This window comes from Hyphomicrobium sp. (assembly GCF_051860585.1).
Taxonomy (GTDB): Bacteria; Pseudomonadota; Alphaproteobacteria; order Rhizobiales; family Hyphomicrobiaceae; genus Hyphomicrobium_C.
The window spans coordinates 77,007-95,053 of record NZ_JBHYDS010000010.1 but is presented as its reverse complement, the minus strand read 5'-3'; the positions used below and the strand labels follow the sequence as shown (position 1 = coordinate 95,053).

Genomic DNA, 18,047 nt, shown 5'->3' with positions numbered 1-18,047 from the left:
GCAAAGGAGTCTTCCCATGCCGCAGATCGGCGAATTCACCCGCACGAAGAACGGCTACGCCGGCCACATCCGCACGCTCTCGCTCGACGCCGAAATCGTGCTCGTCCCCGCCGAGCACACCGACGCTGAGAACGCGCCGGACTACCGTGTTCACCACGGCAGCGATGACGGCCCCGAGATCGGCGCCGGATGGAAACGCACCGGTGAGAAAGCCGGCGACTACGTCTCCCTGCAGATCGACGATCCCACCTTGGCCCAGCCAATCCGCGCCAATCTGTTCCAATCGGCCGAAGACAAATCCGCCTGGAATCTGCACTGGAACCGCCCGCCCAAGCGCGGCGAGCGGGACTGAACGATGTCCGGCCCGCGCCATCAAGCTGTCGTCGGGCGGCCAAGCGCCGTCCGACTGACATGCCTCCTTCTCCTTTCCGGCCTGCTGCTCGCCGTGCCGTTTAACGCCACAGCGAGCGCGCAGAACCCACCGGGCACGCGGACGGCGACGGCCCATCCGTTCGCCGCCTACATTGAAGAGGCCGCACGGCGCTTCCGCATCCCGGCCGCGTGGATTCGCGCCGTCATGCGCGCGGAAAGCGCCGGCGATGTGCGCGCGATCTCCTCTGCCGGGGCGATGGGCTTGATGCAGATCATGCCTGCTACCTGGGCGGAGCTGCGCGTCCGCCATGGTCTCGGGCGAAACCCATACGATCCGCGCGACAATATATTGGCTGGCGCAGCTTACTTGCGCGAGATGCATGATCGCTACGGTTCGCCGGGGTTTCTTGCAGCCTACAATGCGGGGCCAGGGCGCTACGAAGAATATCTCGCGGGCCGCCCGTTGCCGGCCGAGACCCGCGCCTATGTGGCCGCATTGATCCCTTCCTTCGGCGGCGGTGACCTGCCGGGTGCAACCACCGTCGCCGCGGCTGATCCTCGCGCCTGGACTCGCGCGCCGCTGTTCATCACGCGCGCCAACAACGTGACCAGCGTCGATCCAGCGCAGGCGGAAAGCACTCCGGACGACGCTCTGGCAGCAACTCGGGCGCGCGAGACTTCCGCGATCGTCCCGCAATCCTCGGGCCTGTTCGTGGCGCGCTCGGATGGCGGAGGCCCGCGATGACGGCGCTTCGTTCGGATCGCGGTCTGGCGGGCTCCAGCGCATCATGGAGTGCGTGGAGGGGGAAGCAGGACAACACAACCGCACGATGGCAGGATAAAGGGGCGCGATGTGCGCCTCGGTTCGGTTGTGCTTTTTCAATGGCTTACGCTGCGAATTCGCGAGGTGCGCCTGTTCGGCGCAGCCTGCGGCTCCGGCGATTTCATAAGCAAATCAGCGCTATCGCGCGATGTGCGGTCTTGCCGCCATGAGCGACGACAACGATTTCCGCGTCCGGCCAGGCCGCATCCGATCGACCAGCGCGCAGCGCGCGAGGCCGTTCATCGCCCAAGCCTTGGCCGCCGCCCAGCGCGCCGGCGGCTCGGTCTCCCGCAAGGGGACGATCGGCCCGAACCACCGCTCCCGGTTCGGCCGGGGCCAGCGCGCATCAGTGCAGGCCAATCGGTTCATCACGTCCCGCTCGCGCGGCGCCGTCGTCAAGGCGCGTGTCGTCCGTCACGGCGGACGGAGCGCGCCGCTCGCGACCCACCTGAACTATCTGGGCCGCGAGGGCGTCACCCGGGACGGAGAGAAGGCCCGGCTGTTCGGGCCTGGCGCCGATGACGCTGATCCGAAGGCGTTCGCGGAACGGTGCGAGGATGACCGGCATCATTTCCGGTTCATCGTCTCGCCGGACGACGCCGTGGAGATGTCAGACCTCAAGACCTTCGCCCGCGATTTGGTCGGCCAGATGGAGAAGGACCTCGGCACCAAGCTCGAATGGGTCGCCGTCGATCACTGGAATACCGAACATCCGCACGTCCATTTAATTGTGCGTGGCGTGCGCGAGGATGGCGAAAACCTCGTCATCTCCCGCGACTATATCAAGGAAGGCATGCGTGATCGGGCGCGGGATCTGATCACGCAGGAATTGGGGCCGCGCACGGATCACGAGATCCGTCGCACCCTGGAACGTCAGATCGACACCGAGCGCTGGACCAACCTCGATCGGCAGCTCGCACGCGACGGCTATCGCACCGGCGTCATCGACCTCGCGCCACATCCCAACCGCCAGCCCGACGAATTTCATGCGCTCAAGGTCGGGCGCCTTCGCAAACTGGAATCGCTCGGGCTTGCCGACCAGGTCGGCCCCGGCCAGTGGACTGTTTCCGAAAATGCCGAGACGACGCTGCGCGAGCTCGGCGAACGCGGCGACATCATCAAGCGCATCCATCGCGGCCTTTCAGAACACAGCATCGAACGCGGCGCGTCCAACTATGTGCTCGCCGGGGAAAGTCTGGACGATCCTGTGGTCGGCCGGCTGGTCGCCCGCGGTCTCGACGATGAGCTGAAGGGTACAGCCTATGCCGTGGTCGACGGCATGGACGGCCGCACCCATCACATCAAGCTGCCCGATCTCGACGCCGCCGGCGATAGCGCGCCCGGCTCAATCGTCGAGCTGCGCAGGTTCGACGACGCGAAGGGGCAGCGTCGCGTCGCGATGGCGGTCCGATCAGACCTCACCATCGAGCAGCAGATCACCGCGACCGGCGCCACCTGGCTTGATCGACAGGCGATCGCCCGCGAGCCGGTTGCGCTCGGTGGCGGGGGCTTCGGCGCGGAGGTGCGCGACGCCCTGGACCGGCGCGCCGAACACCTGATTGGGCGAGGTCTGGCCGAACGTCAGAACCGCGGCGTCAGCTTCAGCCGCAACCTGATCGAGACGCTCCGCCGGCGCGAGCTGGACGCCGTGGGCGCCAAGATCGCGGCAGAGAGCGGCCGCCCATTCAACAAGCCCGCGGCGGGGGAATACGTCGCTGGCGCCTACCAGCGGCGCATCGCGCTCGCCTCCGGCCGCTTCGCGATGATCGATGACGGCCTCGGCTTCCAGCTCGTGCCCTGGTCGCCCTCACTCGAAAAGAAACTCGGCCGGCATGTCTCCGGTCTCGCGCGCAGCGATGGCGGCATCGACTGGAGCTTCGGCCGAAAGCGGGGGCTCGGCCTGTGATCACCGCTCCTTATTAAGAAAGGACTCCGCCATGTCGGCCACCAAGATTCTGTGGGGGCAGATTCTCGTCGTTTCCCTGATCGTCCTCGCGACGACCTGGACCGCGACGCAGTGGACGGCGTGGCAACTCGGCTTCCAGCCGCAGCTCGGCAGGCCATGGTTCGAGCTGTTCGGCTGGCCGGTCTATTATCCGCCGGCCTTCTTCTGGTGGTGGTACTTCTACGACGCCTATGCGCCTTCGGTCTTCGTTGGGGGGGCCTACATCGCTGCGTCAGGCGGCTTCATTGCCATCGCGGTCGCCATCGGCATGTCGGTCTGGCGCGGGCGCGAAGCCAAGAATGTCGAGACCTACGGCTCGGCGCGGTGGGCGCGAGCCGACGAGGTGCGGGCTGCCGGCCTGCTTGGGCCCGATGGCGCGGTGCTCGGCAGGTTCGAAGGCGCCTATCTGCGCCATGACGGCCCTGAGCATGTGCTCTGTTTCGCGCCGACGCGCTCCGGCAAGGGCGTCGGCCTCGTCGTGCCATCGCTGCTGACCTGGCCTGGCTCCGCTATCGTTCACGACATCAAAGGCGAGAACTGGCAGCTCACCGCCGGCTTCCGCGCCCGACACGGCCGGGTGCTGCTGTTCGACCCGACCAACGCCAACTCATCCGCCTACAACCCGCTGCTCGAAGTCCGTCGTGGCGAATGGGAAGTGCGCGACGTTCAAAACATCGCCGACATCCTGGTCGATCCGGAAGGGAGTTTGGAACGCCGCAATCATTGGGAGAAGACGTCCCACGCGCTGCTGGTCGGCGCCATCCTACACGTTCTATACGCCGAGACCGACAAGACGCTCGCCGGCGTCGCCGCGTTCCTATCCGATCCGAAGCGGCCGATCGAGTCGACGCTCGCGGCCATGATGAAGACCGCACATCTCGGCGAAGCGGGTCCACATCCCGTCATCGCCTCGGCCGCGCGCGAGCTGCTGAACAAATCCGACAACGAGCGGTCGGGCGTCTTGTCGACCGCGATGTCGTTTCTCGGCCTCTATCGCGATCCGGTTGTGGCCGAAGTAACTCGCCGCTGCGATTGGCGCATCACCGACATTGTCGGCGGGACGCGACCATCGACCCTGTATCTCGTTGTTCCCCCATCCGACATCGCGCGCACCAAGCCGTTGATCCGCCTGATCCTCAATCAGATCGGACGCCGATTGACGGAGGATCTCAACGCCAAAGGCAGGCGGCATCGGCTGCTGCTCATGCTCGACGAGTTTCCCGCGCTCGGGCGCCTCGACTTCTTCGAGAGTGCCTTGGCGTTCATGGCGGGCTATGGGCTGAAGAGCTTCCTCATCGCACAATCGCTGAACCAGATCGAGAAAGCCTATGGCCCGAACAACTCGATCCTCGACAACTGCCATGTCCGCGTCAGCTTCGCGACCAATGACGAGCGGACGGCCAAGCGCGTGTCGGATGCGCTTGGCACCGCGACCGAGATGCGGGCAATGCGGAACTATGCCGGGCACAGGCTGAGCCCATGGCTCGGCCATCTGATGGTGTCGCGATCGGAGACCGCGCGCCCGCTGCTGACGCCGGGCGAGGTGATGCAGCTCCCACCCGCCGACGAGATCGTCATGGTTTCCGGAACGCCGCCGATCCGCGCGAAGAAGGCGCGCTACTTCGAGGATCGTCGGTTTCAGGAACGCATCCTGCCACCGCCGGCGCTGGCAAAGACAGCGGCGGCAAAGTCGGACGACTGGAGCAAGATGCCGCTGCCGCCGCGGCCGGAGATCGAGGGCGCCGCCGCAAAGGATGGCCAGGGCGACGACGAGGATCCGACCGGCTCGGAACGCCGCCACCAGCCCGAGCTGAACAAGGCCGGGACCGTCGAGAAGAAGGCGCCGATCAACAACGAGTTCGACCTCGATGGTCCCGACGACGCCGATGACGACGCCGCGCGCGCACGCCGGCTGAACCAGGTGATGCAGGGCATCGCGCGGCAGGTCTCGCTCGATCCCAACGATGGGATGGACCTCTGAGCGTGGCGATCATGAAGATTCCGAAGAAGCAGCGCCTCTCGGTCTATCTCGATCCGGACATCATGAAGGCGCTCACCGCTTATGCCGCGCGTCGCGATCAATCGCGATCCCTGGTCGCGGAAGCGGCGATCGCATCCTTCCTGTCACCCGACACCGCCGAGCGCCAGGAAGCCGCGACCACCAAGCGATTGGACCAGCTCGACCGGCGCATGACACGCATGGAACGCGACCTCGGCATTTCCGTGGAAATGCTCGCGGTGTTCGTCCGCCACTGGCTCACCACCAACCCGCCGTTGCCGGAGCCAGCCCAGGCGGCCGCACGCGCACAGGCGGGCGAGCGGTACGACGCCTTCGTCGCCGCGCTCGGCCGGCGACTCGCGAAGGGACCGAAGGTGCGTGAGGAGATTTCCGAAGACGTCACGGGCATCGCGGGCGCGGAATAACCATCGCGTAACGTGTCGCAAGCGTCCGGCAGTTCCGCCCTGTCCCTGTCTTTGTACGCCAGAGCACTACGACCCCGTTCTGCTTGTTGTCATGCCCTGATTTCTGCCTCTTCTACTGATCCCCGATCCAGGGCCGCGTGTTCGCGGTCCCGCACAGAACGGGGACGACATGGCGGTTTCTCACCAGCAATCAGAGGCGACCCTGCGAGGCGCGCGCATGTTGCGCACAGCCCTCGGCCCCGCCATCGCCGGATTCCTGGAAGACCCGTCGATCGTCGAGGTGATGCTCAATCCCGACGGGCGGCTCTGGATCGACCGCCTGTCCGAGGGGCTCTCCGACACCGGAGAACGGCTCTCGCCCGCCGACGGCGAACGCATTGTTCGCCTCGTCGCGCATCACGTCGGCGCCGAGGTTCATTCCGGTTCGCCGCGGGTTTCGGCCGAACTGCCCGAGACGGGGGAGCGGTTCGAAGGGCTTCTGCCGCCCGTCGTCGCCGCGCCGGCGTTCGCGATCCGCAAACCTGCCGTCGCCGTCTTCACGCTCGCTGACTACGTCGCCGCCGAGATCATGTCGGCCGAACAGGCTGAGATCCTCTGCCGCGCCGTCGTGGACCGCCGCAACATCTTGGTCGCCGGCGGCACCTCAACCGGCAAGACGACACTCACCAACGCCTTGCTCGCCGAAGTGTCGAAGACCTTCGACCGCGTCGTTCTGATCGAGGACACGCGCGAGCTGCAATGCGCCGCGCCCAACCTGGTCGCCATGCGGACGAAGGATGGCGTCGCATCGCTCTCCGATCTCGTCCGCTCCTCGCTTCGCTTGCGCCCCGATCGCATTCCGATCGGAGAGGTGCGCGGCGCCGAGGCGCTGGATTTGCTCAAGGCCTGGGGGACGGGCCACCCGGGCGGCATCGGCACCATCCACGCCGGCACCGCGATCGGCGCGCTGCGCCGCCTCGAGCAGCTCATTCAGGAAGCCGTCATCACGGTCCCGCGCGCGCTGATCGCCGAGACCATCGATCTCGTCGCGGTGCTCAGCGGCCGCGGCTCGACCCGCCGCCTCGCCGAACTCGCCCGCGTCGAAGGCCTTCAGCCGGACGGCGACTACCGCGTCATCCCCGCAACCCAGCCCGTCTCAGGAGACCCCGCATGATCCGCCATGCCCTGCGCGCTCGCCGTCATATCGCAACCGCCATGTCCGCGGCGGTGGTCAGCATGATGCTGGCCCCTGCAGCCCATGCTTCCGGCTCATCGATGCCGTGGGAAGCGCCGCTGCAATCGATCCTCGAATCCATCGAGGGTCCGGTCGCCAAGATCATCGCCGTGATGATCATCATCATCACCGGCCTGACACTGGCCTTCGGCGACACGTCGGGCGGCGCCCGAAAGTTGATTCAGATCGTGTTCGGCCTCTCGATCGCCTTCGCCGCGTCGAGCTTCTTCCTGTCGTTCTTCTCGTTCGGCGGCGGAGCGCTCGTCTGATGGCGAGCTTGATCGACAGCGCCAGCGAAGTGCCGGGCTACGCCGTCCCGGTCCATCGGGCGCTCACCGAACACATCCTGCTCGGCGGCGCGCCGCGCTCGATCGCCATCCTCAACGGCACGCTGGCAGCGGCCCTCGGCCTGGGCCTGCGCCTCTGGCTGGTCGGTCTCGGGCTCTGGGCGATCGGCCATTTCGCCGCCGTATGGGCGGCAAAACGCGATCCGCAATTCGTCGACGTGGTGCGCCGCCACCTGCGCATCCCCGGCCATCTGAGCGCGTGAGGCCACTCCGATGATGAACCTCGCCGAATATCGCCGGACCTCAACCCGCCTTGCGGATTTCCTGCCCTGGGCCGCGCTCGCGGGCGAGGGCATCGTCCTCAACAAGGACGGCAGCTTCCAGCGCACCGCTCGCTTTCGCGGTCCCGACCTCGACTCCGCAGTGCCGGCCGAACTCGTCGCCGTCGCCGGCCGTCTCAACAACGCCTTCCGCCGCCTCGGCTCGGGATGGGCGATCTTCGTCGAGGCGCAGCGGCATGGCGCAGGAGCTTATCCGGCGAGCCGCTTTCCCGAGGCCGCGTCGGCCTTGGTCGACGCCGAACGCAAGGCCGATTTCGAGGAAGACGCCTCGCATTTCGAGTCCAGCTACTTCCTCACTTTCGTCCACCTGCCGCCGGCCGAGGACGCCGCCCGCGCCGAGAGCTGGCTCTATGAAGGCAAGGCCGACAACGGCCTTGACCCTCATGAGGCGTTGCGCGGCTTCGCCGATCGCACCGACCGCGTGCTTCAGCTCATCGAGAACTTCATGCCGGAATGCGCATGGCTCGATGACGGCGAAACGCTGACCTATCTGCATTCGACCGTCTCGACCAAACGCCATCGCGTGCGCGTGCCCGAGACGCCGATGTATCTCGATGCGCTGCTGGCCGATCAGCCGCTCACCGGCGGACTGGAGCCGCGCCTGGGCGACTCGCATCTCCGCATCCTCACCATTGTCGGTTTTCCGACCGCGACCACGCCCGGGCTGCTCGACGACTTGAACCGGCTCGCCTTTCCGTATCGCTGGTCGACGCGCGCCGTCCTTCTCGACAAGACCGACGCCACCAAGCTGCTCACCAAGATCCGGCGGCAGTGGTTCGCCAAGCGCAAGAGCATCATGGCGATCCTGAAAGAGGTGATGACCAACGAGGCTTCGGTGCTCGTCGACACCGATGCGGCGAACAAGGCGGCCGATGCCGACCTCGCTCTGCAGGAACTCGGCGCGGACTATGCCGGTCAGGCCTATGTCACCGCGACGGTCGCCGTCTGGGACGCCGATCCACGCATCGCAGCCGAGAAGCTGCGCCTGGTGGAGAAGATCGTTCAGGGCCGCGACTTCACCGCGATGACGGAGACGATCAACGCCGTCGACGCCTGGCTTGGGTCGCTGCCAGGCCATGTCTACGCCAACGTCCGGCAACCGCCGATCTCGACGCTCAATCTCGCCCACATGATTCCGCTGTCGGCGGTGTGGGCGGGGCCGGAACGGGACGAGCATTTCGGGCAACCCCCCTTGCTTTATGGCAGGACCGAAGGCTCGACCCCGTTCCGGTTTTCCCTTCATGTCGGCGATGTCGGTCACACGCTCGTCGTTGGGCCGACCGGCGCCGGCAAGTCTGTGCTGCTGGCGCTGATGGCGCTTCAGTTCCGGCGCTATTCGGGCTCGCAGGTCTTCGCCTTCGATTTCGGCGGCTCGATCCGCGCCGCGGCGCTCGCCATGGGCGGCGATTGGCACGATCTCGGCGGCGGGCTGACCGAGGGCGCGGCCGACAGCGTGTCGCTGCAACCGCTCGCCGGCATCCACCACGTGCCGGAACGCGCGTGGGCGGCGGATTGGATCGTCGCGATCCTGCAGCGCGAGGGCGTGACGATCGCGCCGGAGGTGAAGGAATATATCTGGACGGCGCTGACCTCGCTCGCGAGCGCGCCTGTTAGCGAACGCACCATCACCGGGCTTGCAGTCCTCCTTCAATCGAACGACCTCAAACAGGCGCTACGACCCTATTGCGTCGGAGGCGCCTATGGTCGCCTGCTCGACGCCGAGAACGAGCATCTTGGCGAAGCCTCTGTGCAGGCGTTCGAGACCGAGGGCCTGATCGGCACGGGCGCGGCGCCGGCCGTGCTCGCCTACCTGTTCCATCGCATCGAGGATCGCCTGGATGGCAGCCCCACGCTGCTCATCGTCGACGAAGGCTGGCTGGCGCTCGACGACGAGGATTTCGCTGGTCAGCTCCGCGAATGGCTGAAGACGCTGCGCAAGAAGAACGCCTCCGTCGTCTTCGCCACCCAGTCGCTTTCCGACATCGACAGTTCGGCGATTGCGCCCGCCATCATCGAGAGCTGCCAGACCAGGCTCCTATTGCCGAACGAGCGCGCGATCGAACCGCAGATCACCGCGATCTACCGGCGCTTCGGCCTCAACGACCGCCAGATCGAGATCCTCGCCCGCGCGATGCCCAAGCGCGACTATTACTGCCAGTCCCGCCGCGGCAACCGGCTGTTCGAGCTCGGCCTGTCCGACGTTGCGTTGGCACTGTGCGCCGCCTCGTCGAAGACCGACCAGGCCGCCCTCGAGCGCACCATCGCCGAGCATGGCCGCGAGGGCTTCCTGCCGGCCTGGCTGCGGCTGCGCGGCGTCGCCTGGGCGTCCGACCTCATTCCCGACCTCAACAACCTGGAGACTCAGCCATGATCTTCCGTCGCTCACGCGCGGCGCTTCTTGCCGCGTCGATCCTTTCCATTCCCGTGGCGATGTCGCCCGTGATGGTCCAGCCGGCATCCGCGCAATGGGTCGTCTACGACCCAACGAACTACGTGCAGAATGTTCTCTCCGCCGCCCGCGCCCTGGAGCAGATCAACAATCAGATCACCTCGCTTCAAAACGAAGCGACGATGCTGATCAACCAGGCGCGCAATCTCGCAAGCCTGCCTTACTCCTCGCTTCAGCGGTTGCAGCAGTCCGTGCAGCGGACGCAGCAGCTTCTCGGCCAGGCGCAGCGCATCGCCTACGACGTCCAGCAGATCGACCAGGCCTTTACTTCCACCTACGGCAATGCGTCGATGTCTGCCTCCGACCAGCAGCTCGTCTCGCAGGCGCGCGAGCGCTGGCAGAACACCGTCGGCGGCTTGCAGGACGCCATGCGCGTGCAGGCCGGTGTCGTCGGCAACATCGACACCAACCGCGCCGAGATGTCGGCGCTCATTGGTCAGAGTCAGGGCGCTACCGGCGCCTTGCAGGCGGCGCAGGCCGGCAATCAGCTCCTCGCGCTCCAGGCCCAGCAGCTCGCCGATCTCACGGCTGTCGTCGCTGCGAACGGCCGGGCTCAGGCACTGACCGAAGCGGAACGCGCGGCGGCAGCCGAGCAGGGTCGCGAGCAGCGCCGCCGCTTCCTGACCCCCGGCAGCGGCTATCAGCCCGGCAACGCCCGCATGTTCCCGAATGGCAACTAAGGCCCCGCAAGAGGATCGTGTCATGGACGGCAAGCTCTTGGCGCGCCTTGGCGCCGTCGTCTTCGTCGCCGTCGCCATCACGGCGACGGCGATCGAGATGTCCCGGAAAGAGGAAGAGCCGGCCGGCCAAGCGTTGCGGCCAGTTGAAGTCACGCCGGCCGATCCGCTGCGCCAGGCGCAGCGGCGGTGCCAACTGCTCGGCGAGGCCGCCGCGCGCGATGCCGAATGCCTGCGCACCTGGGCCGCAACCCGCGACCGCTTCCTCGGCGTTGCGCCGGCGCCAGCGCCGACGTCGCCGCAGCATGACGACGGGCGGTGATCCATGGGCGGCACCGGCGTCATCGACCAATTCCTGGAGGTCTTCACCCGCTATATCGATAGCGGATTTGGCCTGCTCGGCGGCGAGGTAGCGTTCATAGCCACGACGCTGATCGTCATCGACGTGACATTGGCCGCGCTGTTCTGGAGCTGGGGCGCCGACGACGACATCATGGCGCGCCTGGTCAAGAAGACGCTGTTCGTCGGCGTCTTCGCCTACATCATCGGCAATTGGAATAGCCTCGCGCGCATCGTGTTCGAGAGCTTCGCGGGGCTCGGCCTGAAGGCGTCGGGCACTGGATTTACCGTCGAAGATCTCATGCGCCCCGGCCGCGTTGCGCAGACCGGCCTCGACGCCGGCCGCCCGCTGCTCGATTCCATCTCCAACCTGATGGGCTGGATCGCCTTCTTCGAGAACTTCATCCAGATCGCCTGCCTGTTGTTCGCCTGGGCGCTGGTGCTGCTCGCCTTCTTCATTCTCGCCGTCCAGCTCTTCGTCACCCTGATCGAATTCAAGCTGACGACGCTTGCGGGCTTCGTGCTGATCCCGTTCGGCCTGTTCGGCAAATCCGCGTTCATGGCCGAACGCGTCCTCGGCAACGTCATATCGAGCGGCATCAAGGTTCTGGTGCTCGCCGTCATCATCGGCATCGGCTCGACGTTGTTCTCCCAGTTCACCGCCGGCTTCGCGAACCAGACACCGACGATCGACCAGGCGATGGCGATCGTGCTTGCCGCGCTCTCGCTGCTGGGCCTCGGAATCTTCGGCCCTGGCATCGCCAACGGCCTCGTCTCTGGCGGTCCGCAGCTCGGCGCCGGCGCGGCCGTCGGAACTGGGCTCGCGGCGGGCGGCGCTCTGGTCGCGGCCGGCGCGGCTGGCGGAATGGCCCTTCGCGGCGGCGCCGCTGCTCTTTCCGGAACTGCCGCTGCCGCTCGAGGGGGAGCGGCCCTGGCCGGTGGCGCCTCGACGGCCTACAGCCTCGGCGCTGCCGGCCAGTCGGGCGTGTCCGCCGTCGGATCTGGACTCGGTGGCGTTGCTCGCGCCGCTGGCGCGGCCGCCAGCTCACCGCTGCGTCGCGCGGCCTCCCGGGCAGCAGACGGCATGAAGTCGAGCTTCTCCGATGGCGCCAAGTCCGCGTTCGCCGCGACGGGTGGCACATCGACCATGGGCACGATCGGCGGGCTCGCGGCCGATGCTGCGCCGGCCGCTGCGGCTGACGGGCCGCCGGCCTGGGCCCAGCGCATGAAGCGCTCTCAGGCCTTGAGCCACGGTGTGACGGCGGCCGCCCACGCCGTTCGCAGCGGTGACAGCCATGGCGGCGGCTCCTCTATCAACCTCTCTCAAGGCGATCGCTGATGTTCAAACGACCTTCTACTCACTACGGCAAACCACCAGAACCTGAGACGCCTTACCAGCGCGCCGCGCAGGTCTGGGACGAGCGCATCGGCGCCGCGCGCGTCCAGGCGAAGAATTGGCGGCTCATGGCGTTCGGCTCGCTGATCCTGTCCGCTGGTTTCGCGGCGGCGCTTGTCTGGCAATCGGCCCGCGGCACGATCGTGCCATGGGTTGTGCAGGTCGACCGGCTCGGCCAAGCGCAGGCGGTGGCGCCAGCGGTCGCCGACTATCGTCCCACCGATCCGCAGATCGCTTTTCATCTCGCGCGCTTCATCGAGCAGGTCCGCTCGATTCCGTCCGACGCCATCATCGTTCGGCAGAACTGGCTGCGCGCCTACGACTTCACGACCGACCGCGGCGCGATGGCGCTGAACGACTACGCGCGATCCAACGACCCTTTTACCAAGGTCGGCCGACAACAGATCGCCGTCGACGTCTCCAGCGTCATCCGGGCCTCGCCGGACAGTTTCCGCGTCGCCTGGGTCGAGCGCCGGTACGAGAACGGCCAGCTCGCCGAGACGACCCGCTGGACCGCCATCCTCACCATCGTCGTGCAGGTTCCACGCAACGCCGATCGGCTGCGCGCCAACCCGCTCGGCATCTACGTCAACGCCATCAACTGGTCACGGGAGCTTGGGCAATGAAGCCGTCTTTCCGTAAAGCCGGAAATCCGGCTTCTCGCACGTCCACATTTGCGGTTCTCCTGCTGTGCACGTCGGCGCTCGCCGGCTGCGCCACGGCGAACAGGCCGCCAGAGATCTCCTATGATGACGCCGTGCCAGCGGCGCTGAGCGCCAATCCTCCGGTTCCCGTGCGCGTGGTCGAGCTGCCGCGACCTCTGCCACTCCCCGGTCAGATGAAGCCCGTCGAGCCGTCCCGCGGCACGCCTGAGCCTACCGATCCGACAGCCCGCGTTAATCAGGCCAACGCCGCCGCGCGTGTGCAGCCGGTCCGCGATGGCTTCATCAACGCCATGCAGGTCTATCCCTATACCGGCGGCGCGCTCTATCAGGTCTACACCGCCGTCGGCCAGATCACCGACATCGCTCTTCAGCCGGGCGAGCAACTGGTCGGCTCCGGCCCGGTCGCCGCCGGCGACACGGTTCGCTGGATCATCGGCGACACGGTGAGCGGCTCGGGCGCGACCCAGCAAGTTCATATCCTGGTGAAGCCGACCCGCGCCGACTTGATGACGAATCTCATCATCAACACCAATCTGCGCACCTACCACATGGAGCTGCGCTCGACCGAGCGCACCTATATGGCTTCGGTGTCCTGGCAGTATCCGCAGGATCAGCTCATCGCGCTGCGCCGCCAGAACGCGCAGGCCGAGGCCAGCAGTCCCGTCGCCACCGGCGTCGACCTCGCCAACATCAATTTCCGCTATGCCATCGAAGGCGATCGTGCGCCGTGGCGGCCACTGCGCGCCTACGATGATGGACGCCAGGTCTTCATCGAGTTTCCGCGTGGCATCGGTCAGGGCGAGATGCCGCCGCTGTTTGTGGTCGGTCCGGAGGGCAACACCTCCGAGCTCGTGAACTACCGCGTCCGTGCCAACTACATGATCGTCGACCGGCTGTTCGCGGCCGCGGAGCTGCGTTTCGGCGCTGGCGACCGCCAGAAGCGCGTCCGGATCGTCCGCACCGATGGGAGGCCGGCGTCGTGAGCGAGCCAGAACCCCGGAAAGAAGAAGACGAGGCGCCGCTGACCGGGTCGGCGGACGACGCGGCCGCCCCGATGCGGCTGCGCGCGGATGCGCCGCGCGTTACGCGGCTCTCGCGCAAGGTGCTCGCCGGCCTCGGACTCGTGGCGAGCGTCGGAATCGGCGCCGCGTTGATCTATGCGCTCCAGACCGGCGACGCGGGGAGGCCGGCGGACGAACTTTACTCGACCGATAATCGGTCGACCGCCGATGGCCTGGCCGGATTGCCGCGCGATTACAGCGGTGTTCCCCAATTGGGTCCGCCGCTTCCGGGCGACCTCGGGCGACCCATTCTGGGCGCGCAAAATCGTGGCCAGCCATTGCCAAACCAGGCCGGCCTCAGCGCGGAGGAGCAACGCCGGCTGCAGGAAATAGAGACCGCCCGCGTCAGTAGGCTGTTCAGCGGCGCCGAGAACAGGTCCATGGCCTCGACGGGCCCCGGCGCCGCGACGATCGCGCCGCCGCCCACTCCGGACCTCACCGGCCTCGGCCTCGCGCCGCCACCCGCCACCCCATCGGCCCAGGATCGACAGCTCGCATTTCTCAATGCGGCGGCCGATCGGCGCACCGTCGCACCCGATCGCGTCGCCGCACCGGCGTCGCCTTACATCCTTCAGGCAGGCGCCGTGATCGCGGCGGCGCTCATCACCGGCATCCGCTCCGACCTACCCGGCCAGATCACCGCGCAGGTGACGGAGAACATCTATGACAGCCCAACGGGACGTATCCTCCTGGTGCCGCAAGGCACGCGCGTGATCGGCCAGTACAATAACAGCGTTCAGTTCGGTCAGAGCCGCGTGCTCCTGGTCTGGAACCGGCTGATCTTCCCAAACGGGCGCTCGATCGTTCTCGAGCGCCAGCCCGGCGCCGATGCGGAGGGTTACGCCGGCCTTCAGGATGGCGTCGATTATCATTGGTGGGAGCTGGCGAAAGCTGCGGGGCTCTCCACGTTGCTGAGCGTCGGAGCCGAGCTCGCCACTAATGACGACGACCGCCTGGTCCAGGCCATCCGCAACGGTGGGCAGGACACCATCAACGATGCCGGCCAGCAGATCGTGCGCCGCCAGCTCAACGTCGCCCCGACACTGACGATCCGGCCGGGCTTTCCCGTTCGCGTCATCGTTACGCGGGATTTGGTGCTCGAACCCTACGGAGATTAGCTGATGGCCAAGCTCAAGCTGGGGCCGCTCGAAGACGACAAGCCGGCGAAGATCTCAATGGAGTTGCCCGCTGCACTTTACCGCGATCTCATCGCCTATGCTGATTATCTGAACAGTCAACATGTCTCACCAGTAGGAGGTGAACCATGCCGGATTTGAGGCTCGGTCGGTTGCCGAAGGTTGGCGTCGTCCGCATGACCATCATCTTGCCGGAGCCACTTAAGGAGGAACTCGACCAGTATGCAGCCGAACACAGCCGGCTGTACGAACCCGTGGACACCGCAGCGCTGGTCCCGCACATGCTAGAAGCCTTCCTCCGTTCGGATCGCGGTTGGCGCAGCCGTAAGGCGAAGGGAGGCCGTGCGCGTCAGCCAGGGGTGCCTCCAGCCAGCAAAAAGGCATTAAGCGGTGCCGAAGGCGATGGCTCCGCCTGAAGCTGTCCTTTTGCCGAACCTAACGGTTGGCACCCTAAGCGGAATATTGGTTCCGACCCTCTGGCGGAATTTCGGTCGCCGCCGCACGAACTCACGTCCATGACCGCTAGCGGGCGTTCGTTTAGGGCACCTAACTCCGTCACCGCATCAGGATCTCACGCAGGGCAACCGCAACGAGAACGATACCTGCAACCGCCTCGATCGTCCGCGTGAATGCGGCAATCTGCCTTGGCCGCGTCTCCGGCAGGCGTGTCACCTGTTGACGGAAAAACACGGCGGTCACCGCGACAAGGGATAGCGTCGCCGCCACGCCCGCCATCATGGCAACGGCAAGGCGATGCCGGCCTCGGGCACGCCCCGCGTGATCGCGAAGGTCATGACGAACAGCGTCAGCGGACAGGGGATCAGTCCCGCCATGAAGCCGACGGCGGCACCTTCCCCAACGCCATGGGCATGGTTCGCACGCCTCGACGCCCGCCACAGCATCCACAAGCCGATAACGCCGAGCAGGCCGCGGCTCAAATCCTCGAGCAATGGTGCCCGGCCGACGCCGCCGAAGGCGATTGAGACCAGGGGAAGTGACAGCAGCGCGATCAGGAGACGGCCATGCTCACATGCGTGAAAGACAGCGCGAGCGAAGCCATCAGGCTGCGCGCCATTCCCACGGACGATCCCGCCAGATAGGTGGCAAGCACCGACTTGCTGTGTCCCGGCGTCATGGCGTGGACGGCGCCGAATACGATGCCCATCGGCAGGAAGGCGGCGAGCGCGGTCCAGCTGCCGCCGCCGGCAAACGCGCCAATGCGGTCGGCGAACGTCAGATAGATCTCGCGTTGGACCTCAATAACCCATTGCAGCATACAGACCCAATCGTCACTCCTTGCCGCTCACGGCTCGCGCGGCCATTGCGGATGCAGGTTGTCGACGACGAAGGCGTGAGCATGGCGGCCCTCACCGTGCCGCGCTCCCTCCGCCCAATGCGGATCGTCGTCGGAAAGGCCGGGATGCCGGTGCTCAACGACTTCCGGGTCGGAAGCCGGCCACAGAAGGGCCGCTGCCACGAGAGCGGCGGCCGCAATCACGGCCAGGATCAGGAATGTCGCGTTGGGCCCGACGGAGGCGCCGAGCCATCCGGCCAGCGGATAGGTTACAAGCCAGCAGGCATGCGACAACGCAAACTGCGCCGCGAACAAGGCGGGCCGGTCCTCGGGTTGCGAGGAACGCCGCAGCAGCCGGCCCGAGGGCGTCTGGGCCGCCGAATAGCCGAGGCCGAGAACGAACCAGAGCAGCAGAAGGAGCTGGTAGCCCGAGACAGTGGCCCCAGCCACGAGACCAAGGATCATAAGGATCACGCCTGCCAGCATCGCCGCGCGGTCGGATATGGCTTCGAGCAGCCTTGGCAGGGCGAGTGCGGCGACCATCGACCCGCCGCCGAACGCCGCCAGCGCCAGCGCGGTCGCGCGCTGCGACAAACCGAACTCTCCCTGCACGATGACCACAGTATTGACGATCGCCATCGCACCGGCGGCGGAGACCGCCATGTTGACCGCCAGCAGCCCACGCAGCCTCGGGGTGGCGAGGTAAATGCGGGAGCCACGCGTGGTTCGCTCGTAAATGGGGCGCGGCGTGGAAGGCCTGGGGCTGGGGAGCAGAACCGAGACGACCAGAGCGGCCGAGGCCAGGAAGCCGATCACGGTGCCGGCGAAGAGCGCATAGAAGCTCATCACCGTGAGAAGGGCCGCAGCGAGCATCGGGCTGAGAAGGCTTTCGAGATCATAGGCCAATCGCGACAGGGAGAGCGCCCGCGTGTAGTCCTTCTCGTCCGGCAGGACGTCGGGTATGGTCGCCTGAAATGTCGGTGTGAAGCCCGCCGATGCCGACTGCAGCAGAAAGATCAGCACATAGACCTGCCAGACCTCGGTGACGAAGGGGAGAGCCACCGCCACCGCCGCGCGCACGAGGTCGAGACTGACCAGGATCGCGCGCCGGGGCAGCCGTTCGGCAAAGGCGGCCGCCACGGGTGCGACGCCGACATAGGCGATCATCTTGATCGCCAGCGCCGTTCCCAGCACCGCGCCGGCCTCGCCGCCGGCCAGCTCGAACGCCAGAAGCCCGAGCGCGACCGTGGCCAGCCCGGTGCCGATCAGCGCGATCACCTGCGCGGCGAAGAGATGACGGTAGGTGCGGTTTGCGAGAATGCCGAGCACTGGCTGTCCTAAAGGTACTTGGTGATCTCCTTGAACTCCTCGATCGAGCGCTGCTGGCCGGCGGGCAAGGCCTGTGCGGCGTCGCCGAGGCAGTGATCGAGATGGTCGCGGATGAGCGTCTTCTTGGCCTGGCCTATGGCCTTCTCGACCGCGTGCAGCTGCTGCGCGAGTTCAAGGCAGGGCCGGCCGGCTTCGATCATCGCGACGACGCTGCGCAGATGGCCTTCGGCGCGCTTCAGGCGCTTGACGATGGCGGGGTGCGAGGAATGGGTGGACATGCCTCCGGCCTATCCTCC

19 protein-coding genes and 1 pseudogene are annotated in these 18,047 nt (G+C 66.7%); 17 read left to right on the top strand and 3 right to left on the bottom strand.

What is annotated here, in order from left to right:
* Positions 1–16: 16 nt before the first annotated feature.
* The 17 genes from ACTIFK_RS15920 (at position 17) to ACTIFK_RS15840 (ending at position 15,544) form a co-directional block, all read left to right on the top strand.
* Positions 17–352 carry a DUF736 domain-containing protein gene (locus ACTIFK_RS15920; RefSeq protein WP_047558448.1) on the top strand — a complete coding sequence of 112 codons (336 nt, stop codon included), beginning with the start codon at positions 17–19 and terminating at the stop codon, positions 350–352.
* A gap of 3 nt (positions 353–355) precedes the next feature.
* The gene (locus ACTIFK_RS15915) at positions 356–1,117 is read left to right on the top strand and encodes a lytic transglycosylase domain-containing protein (RefSeq protein ID WP_047558450.1); all 762 of its coding nucleotides are present in this window, start codon (positions 356–358) and stop codon (positions 1,115–1,117) included.
* A 244-nt stretch (positions 1,118–1,361) separates the two neighbouring features.
* Positions 1,362–3,101: a relaxase/mobilization nuclease domain-containing protein gene (locus ACTIFK_RS15910; RefSeq protein ID WP_150978933.1), complete on the top strand. Its 1,740-nt coding sequence runs from the start codon at positions 1,362–1,364 to the stop codon at positions 3,099–3,101.
* Positions 3,102–3,132: 31 nt separating this feature from the next.
* Positions 3,133–5,121 (top strand): conjugal transfer protein TraG, encoded by a 1,989-nt coding sequence (locus ACTIFK_RS15905; RefSeq protein ID WP_150978963.1) that lies wholly within the window; start codon positions 3,133–3,135, stop codon positions 5,119–5,121.
* 8 nt (positions 5,122–5,129) lie between these two features.
* Positions 5,130–5,564: a ribbon-helix-helix protein, CopG family gene (locus tag ACTIFK_RS15900; protein WP_047558828.1), complete on the top strand. Its 435-nt coding sequence runs from the start codon at positions 5,130–5,132 to the stop codon at positions 5,562–5,564.
* Positions 5,565–5,733: 169 nt separating this feature from the next.
* Positions 5,734–6,717: a P-type conjugative transfer ATPase TrbB gene (gene trbB / locus ACTIFK_RS15895; protein WP_150978934.1), complete on the top strand. Its 984-nt coding sequence runs from the start codon at positions 5,734–5,736 to the stop codon at positions 6,715–6,717.
* Positions 6,714–7,046 (top strand): TrbC/VirB2 family protein, encoded by a 333-nt coding sequence (locus ACTIFK_RS15890; RefSeq protein WP_150978935.1) that lies wholly within the window; start codon positions 6,714–6,716, stop codon positions 7,044–7,046. Before trbB ends, ACTIFK_RS15890 begins: the two co-directional genes overlap by 4 nt.
* Complete coding sequence (locus tag ACTIFK_RS15885; RefSeq protein ID WP_150978936.1) at positions 7,046–7,327, top strand: VirB3 family type IV secretion system protein; 282 nt, start codon at positions 7,046–7,048, stop codon at positions 7,325–7,327. Before ACTIFK_RS15890 ends, ACTIFK_RS15885 begins: the two co-directional genes overlap by 1 nt.
* Positions 7,328–7,337: 10 nt before the next feature.
* A complete protein-coding gene (gene trbE, locus ACTIFK_RS15880) occupies positions 7,338–9,776 on the top strand; it encodes a conjugal transfer protein TrbE (RefSeq protein WP_150978937.1) in 2,439 nt (812 codons plus the stop codon).
* Positions 9,773–10,534, top strand: a complete 762-nt coding sequence (gene trbJ, locus ACTIFK_RS15875; RefSeq protein WP_047558464.1) for a P-type conjugative transfer protein TrbJ — start codon at positions 9,773–9,775, stop codon at positions 10,532–10,534. The genes trbE and trbJ overlap by 4 nt, the downstream gene beginning before the upstream one ends.
* Positions 10,535–10,556: 22 nt before the next feature.
* Positions 10,557–10,853, top strand: coding sequence for a putative entry exclusion protein TrbK-alt (gene trbK-alt / locus ACTIFK_RS15870; RefSeq protein ID WP_047558467.1), 297 nt, complete (start codon positions 10,557–10,559; stop codon positions 10,851–10,853).
* 3 nt (positions 10,854–10,856) lie between these two features.
* Positions 10,857–12,209, top strand: a complete 1,353-nt coding sequence (gene trbL, locus ACTIFK_RS15865; protein ID WP_047558470.1) for a P-type conjugative transfer protein TrbL — start codon at positions 10,857–10,859, stop codon at positions 12,207–12,209.
* On the top strand, positions 12,209–12,892 hold the full coding sequence (trbF, locus tag ACTIFK_RS15860) for a conjugal transfer protein TrbF (RefSeq protein WP_047558473.1): 684 nt from the start codon (positions 12,209–12,211) through the stop codon (positions 12,890–12,892). Before trbL ends, trbF begins: the two co-directional genes overlap by 1 nt.
* Entirely contained in the window at positions 12,889–13,914 is a 1,026-nt protein-coding gene (gene trbG, locus ACTIFK_RS15855) for a P-type conjugative transfer protein TrbG (protein ID WP_052224904.1), read from the top strand. Before trbF ends, trbG begins: the two co-directional genes overlap by 4 nt.
* Complete coding sequence (locus tag ACTIFK_RS15850) at positions 13,911–15,110, top strand: TrbI/VirB10 family protein (protein ID WP_047558476.1); 1,200 nt, start codon at positions 13,911–13,913, stop codon at positions 15,108–15,110. Before trbG ends, ACTIFK_RS15850 begins: the two co-directional genes overlap by 4 nt.
* A gap of 3 nt (positions 15,111–15,113) precedes the next feature.
* Positions 15,114–15,269, top strand: coding sequence for a DUF2274 domain-containing protein (locus ACTIFK_RS15845; RefSeq protein ID WP_082004871.1), 156 nt, complete (start codon positions 15,114–15,116; stop codon positions 15,267–15,269).
* The gene (locus ACTIFK_RS15840) at positions 15,257–15,544 is read left to right on the top strand and encodes a DUF2274 domain-containing protein (protein ID WP_052224905.1); all 288 of its coding nucleotides are present in this window, start codon (positions 15,257–15,259) and stop codon (positions 15,542–15,544) included. The genes ACTIFK_RS15845 and ACTIFK_RS15840 overlap by 13 nt, the downstream gene beginning before the upstream one ends.
* A gap of 139 nt (positions 15,545–15,683) precedes the next feature.
* On the opposite strand, the pseudogene ACTIFK_RS15835 reads toward ACTIFK_RS15840, so the two are convergent.
* The 3 genes and pseudogenes from ACTIFK_RS15835 to ACTIFK_RS15825 all read right to left on the bottom strand — a co-directional run bounded on the left by ACTIFK_RS15835 (position 15,684) and on the right by ACTIFK_RS15825 (position 18,029).
* Positions 15,684–16,404: pseudogene (locus tag ACTIFK_RS15835) on the bottom strand (ABC transporter permease).
* 27 nt (positions 16,405–16,431) lie between these two features.
* Entirely contained in the window at positions 16,432–17,751 is a 1,320-nt protein-coding gene (locus ACTIFK_RS15830) for an MFS transporter (protein ID WP_047558477.1), read from the bottom strand.
* Between the two features lie 8 nt (positions 17,752–17,759).
* Entirely contained in the window at positions 17,760–18,029 is a 270-nt protein-coding gene (locus tag ACTIFK_RS15825) for a metal-sensing transcriptional repressor (RefSeq protein ID WP_047558481.1), read from the bottom strand.
* Positions 18,030–18,047 lie beyond the last annotated feature (18 nt).

What these genes read in the sequence shown, in the direction of transcription:
- ACTIFK_RS15920 (WP_047558448.1), top strand. Translation starts at nt 17, where the DNA reads ATGCCGCAGATCGGCGAATTCACCCGCACGAAGAACGGCTACGCCGGC.
- ACTIFK_RS15915 (WP_047558450.1), top strand. Translation starts at nt 356, where the DNA reads ATGTCCGGCCCGCGCCATCAAGCTGTCGTCGGGCGGCCAAGCGCCGTC.
- ACTIFK_RS15910 (WP_150978933.1), top strand. Translation starts at nt 1,362, where the DNA reads ATGAGCGACGACAACGATTTCCGCGTCCGGCCAGGCCGCATCCGATCG.
- ACTIFK_RS15905 (WP_150978963.1), top strand. Translation starts at nt 3,133, where the DNA reads ATGTCGGCCACCAAGATTCTGTGGGGGCAGATTCTCGTCGTTTCCCTG.
- trbB (WP_150978934.1), top strand. Translation starts at nt 5,734, where the DNA reads ATGGCGGTTTCTCACCAGCAATCAGAGGCGACCCTGCGAGGCGCGCGC.
- ACTIFK_RS15890 (WP_150978935.1), top strand. Translation starts at nt 6,714, where the DNA reads ATGATCCGCCATGCCCTGCGCGCTCGCCGTCATATCGCAACCGCCATG.
- ACTIFK_RS15885 (WP_150978936.1), top strand. Translation starts at nt 7,046, where the DNA reads ATGGCGAGCTTGATCGACAGCGCCAGCGAAGTGCCGGGCTACGCCGTC.
- trbE (WP_150978937.1), top strand. Translation starts at nt 7,338, where the DNA reads ATGATGAACCTCGCCGAATATCGCCGGACCTCAACCCGCCTTGCGGAT.
- trbJ (WP_047558464.1), top strand. Translation starts at nt 9,773, where the DNA reads ATGATCTTCCGTCGCTCACGCGCGGCGCTTCTTGCCGCGTCGATCCTT.
- trbK-alt (WP_047558467.1), top strand. Translation starts at nt 10,557, where the DNA reads ATGGACGGCAAGCTCTTGGCGCGCCTTGGCGCCGTCGTCTTCGTCGCC.
- trbL (WP_047558470.1), top strand. Translation starts at nt 10,857, where the DNA reads ATGGGCGGCACCGGCGTCATCGACCAATTCCTGGAGGTCTTCACCCGC.
- trbF (WP_047558473.1), top strand. Translation starts at nt 12,209, where the DNA reads ATGTTCAAACGACCTTCTACTCACTACGGCAAACCACCAGAACCTGAG.
- trbG (WP_052224904.1), top strand. Translation starts at nt 12,889, where the DNA reads ATGAAGCCGTCTTTCCGTAAAGCCGGAAATCCGGCTTCTCGCACGTCC.
- ACTIFK_RS15845 (WP_082004871.1), top strand. Translation starts at nt 15,114, where the DNA reads ATGGCCAAGCTCAAGCTGGGGCCGCTCGAAGACGACAAGCCGGCGAAG.
- ACTIFK_RS15840 (WP_052224905.1), top strand. Translation starts at nt 15,257, where the DNA reads ATGCCGGATTTGAGGCTCGGTCGGTTGCCGAAGGTTGGCGTCGTCCGC.
- ACTIFK_RS15825 (WP_047558481.1), bottom strand. Translation starts at nt 18,029, where the DNA reads ATGTCCACCCATTCCTCGCACCCCGCCATCGTCAAGCGCCTGAAGCGC.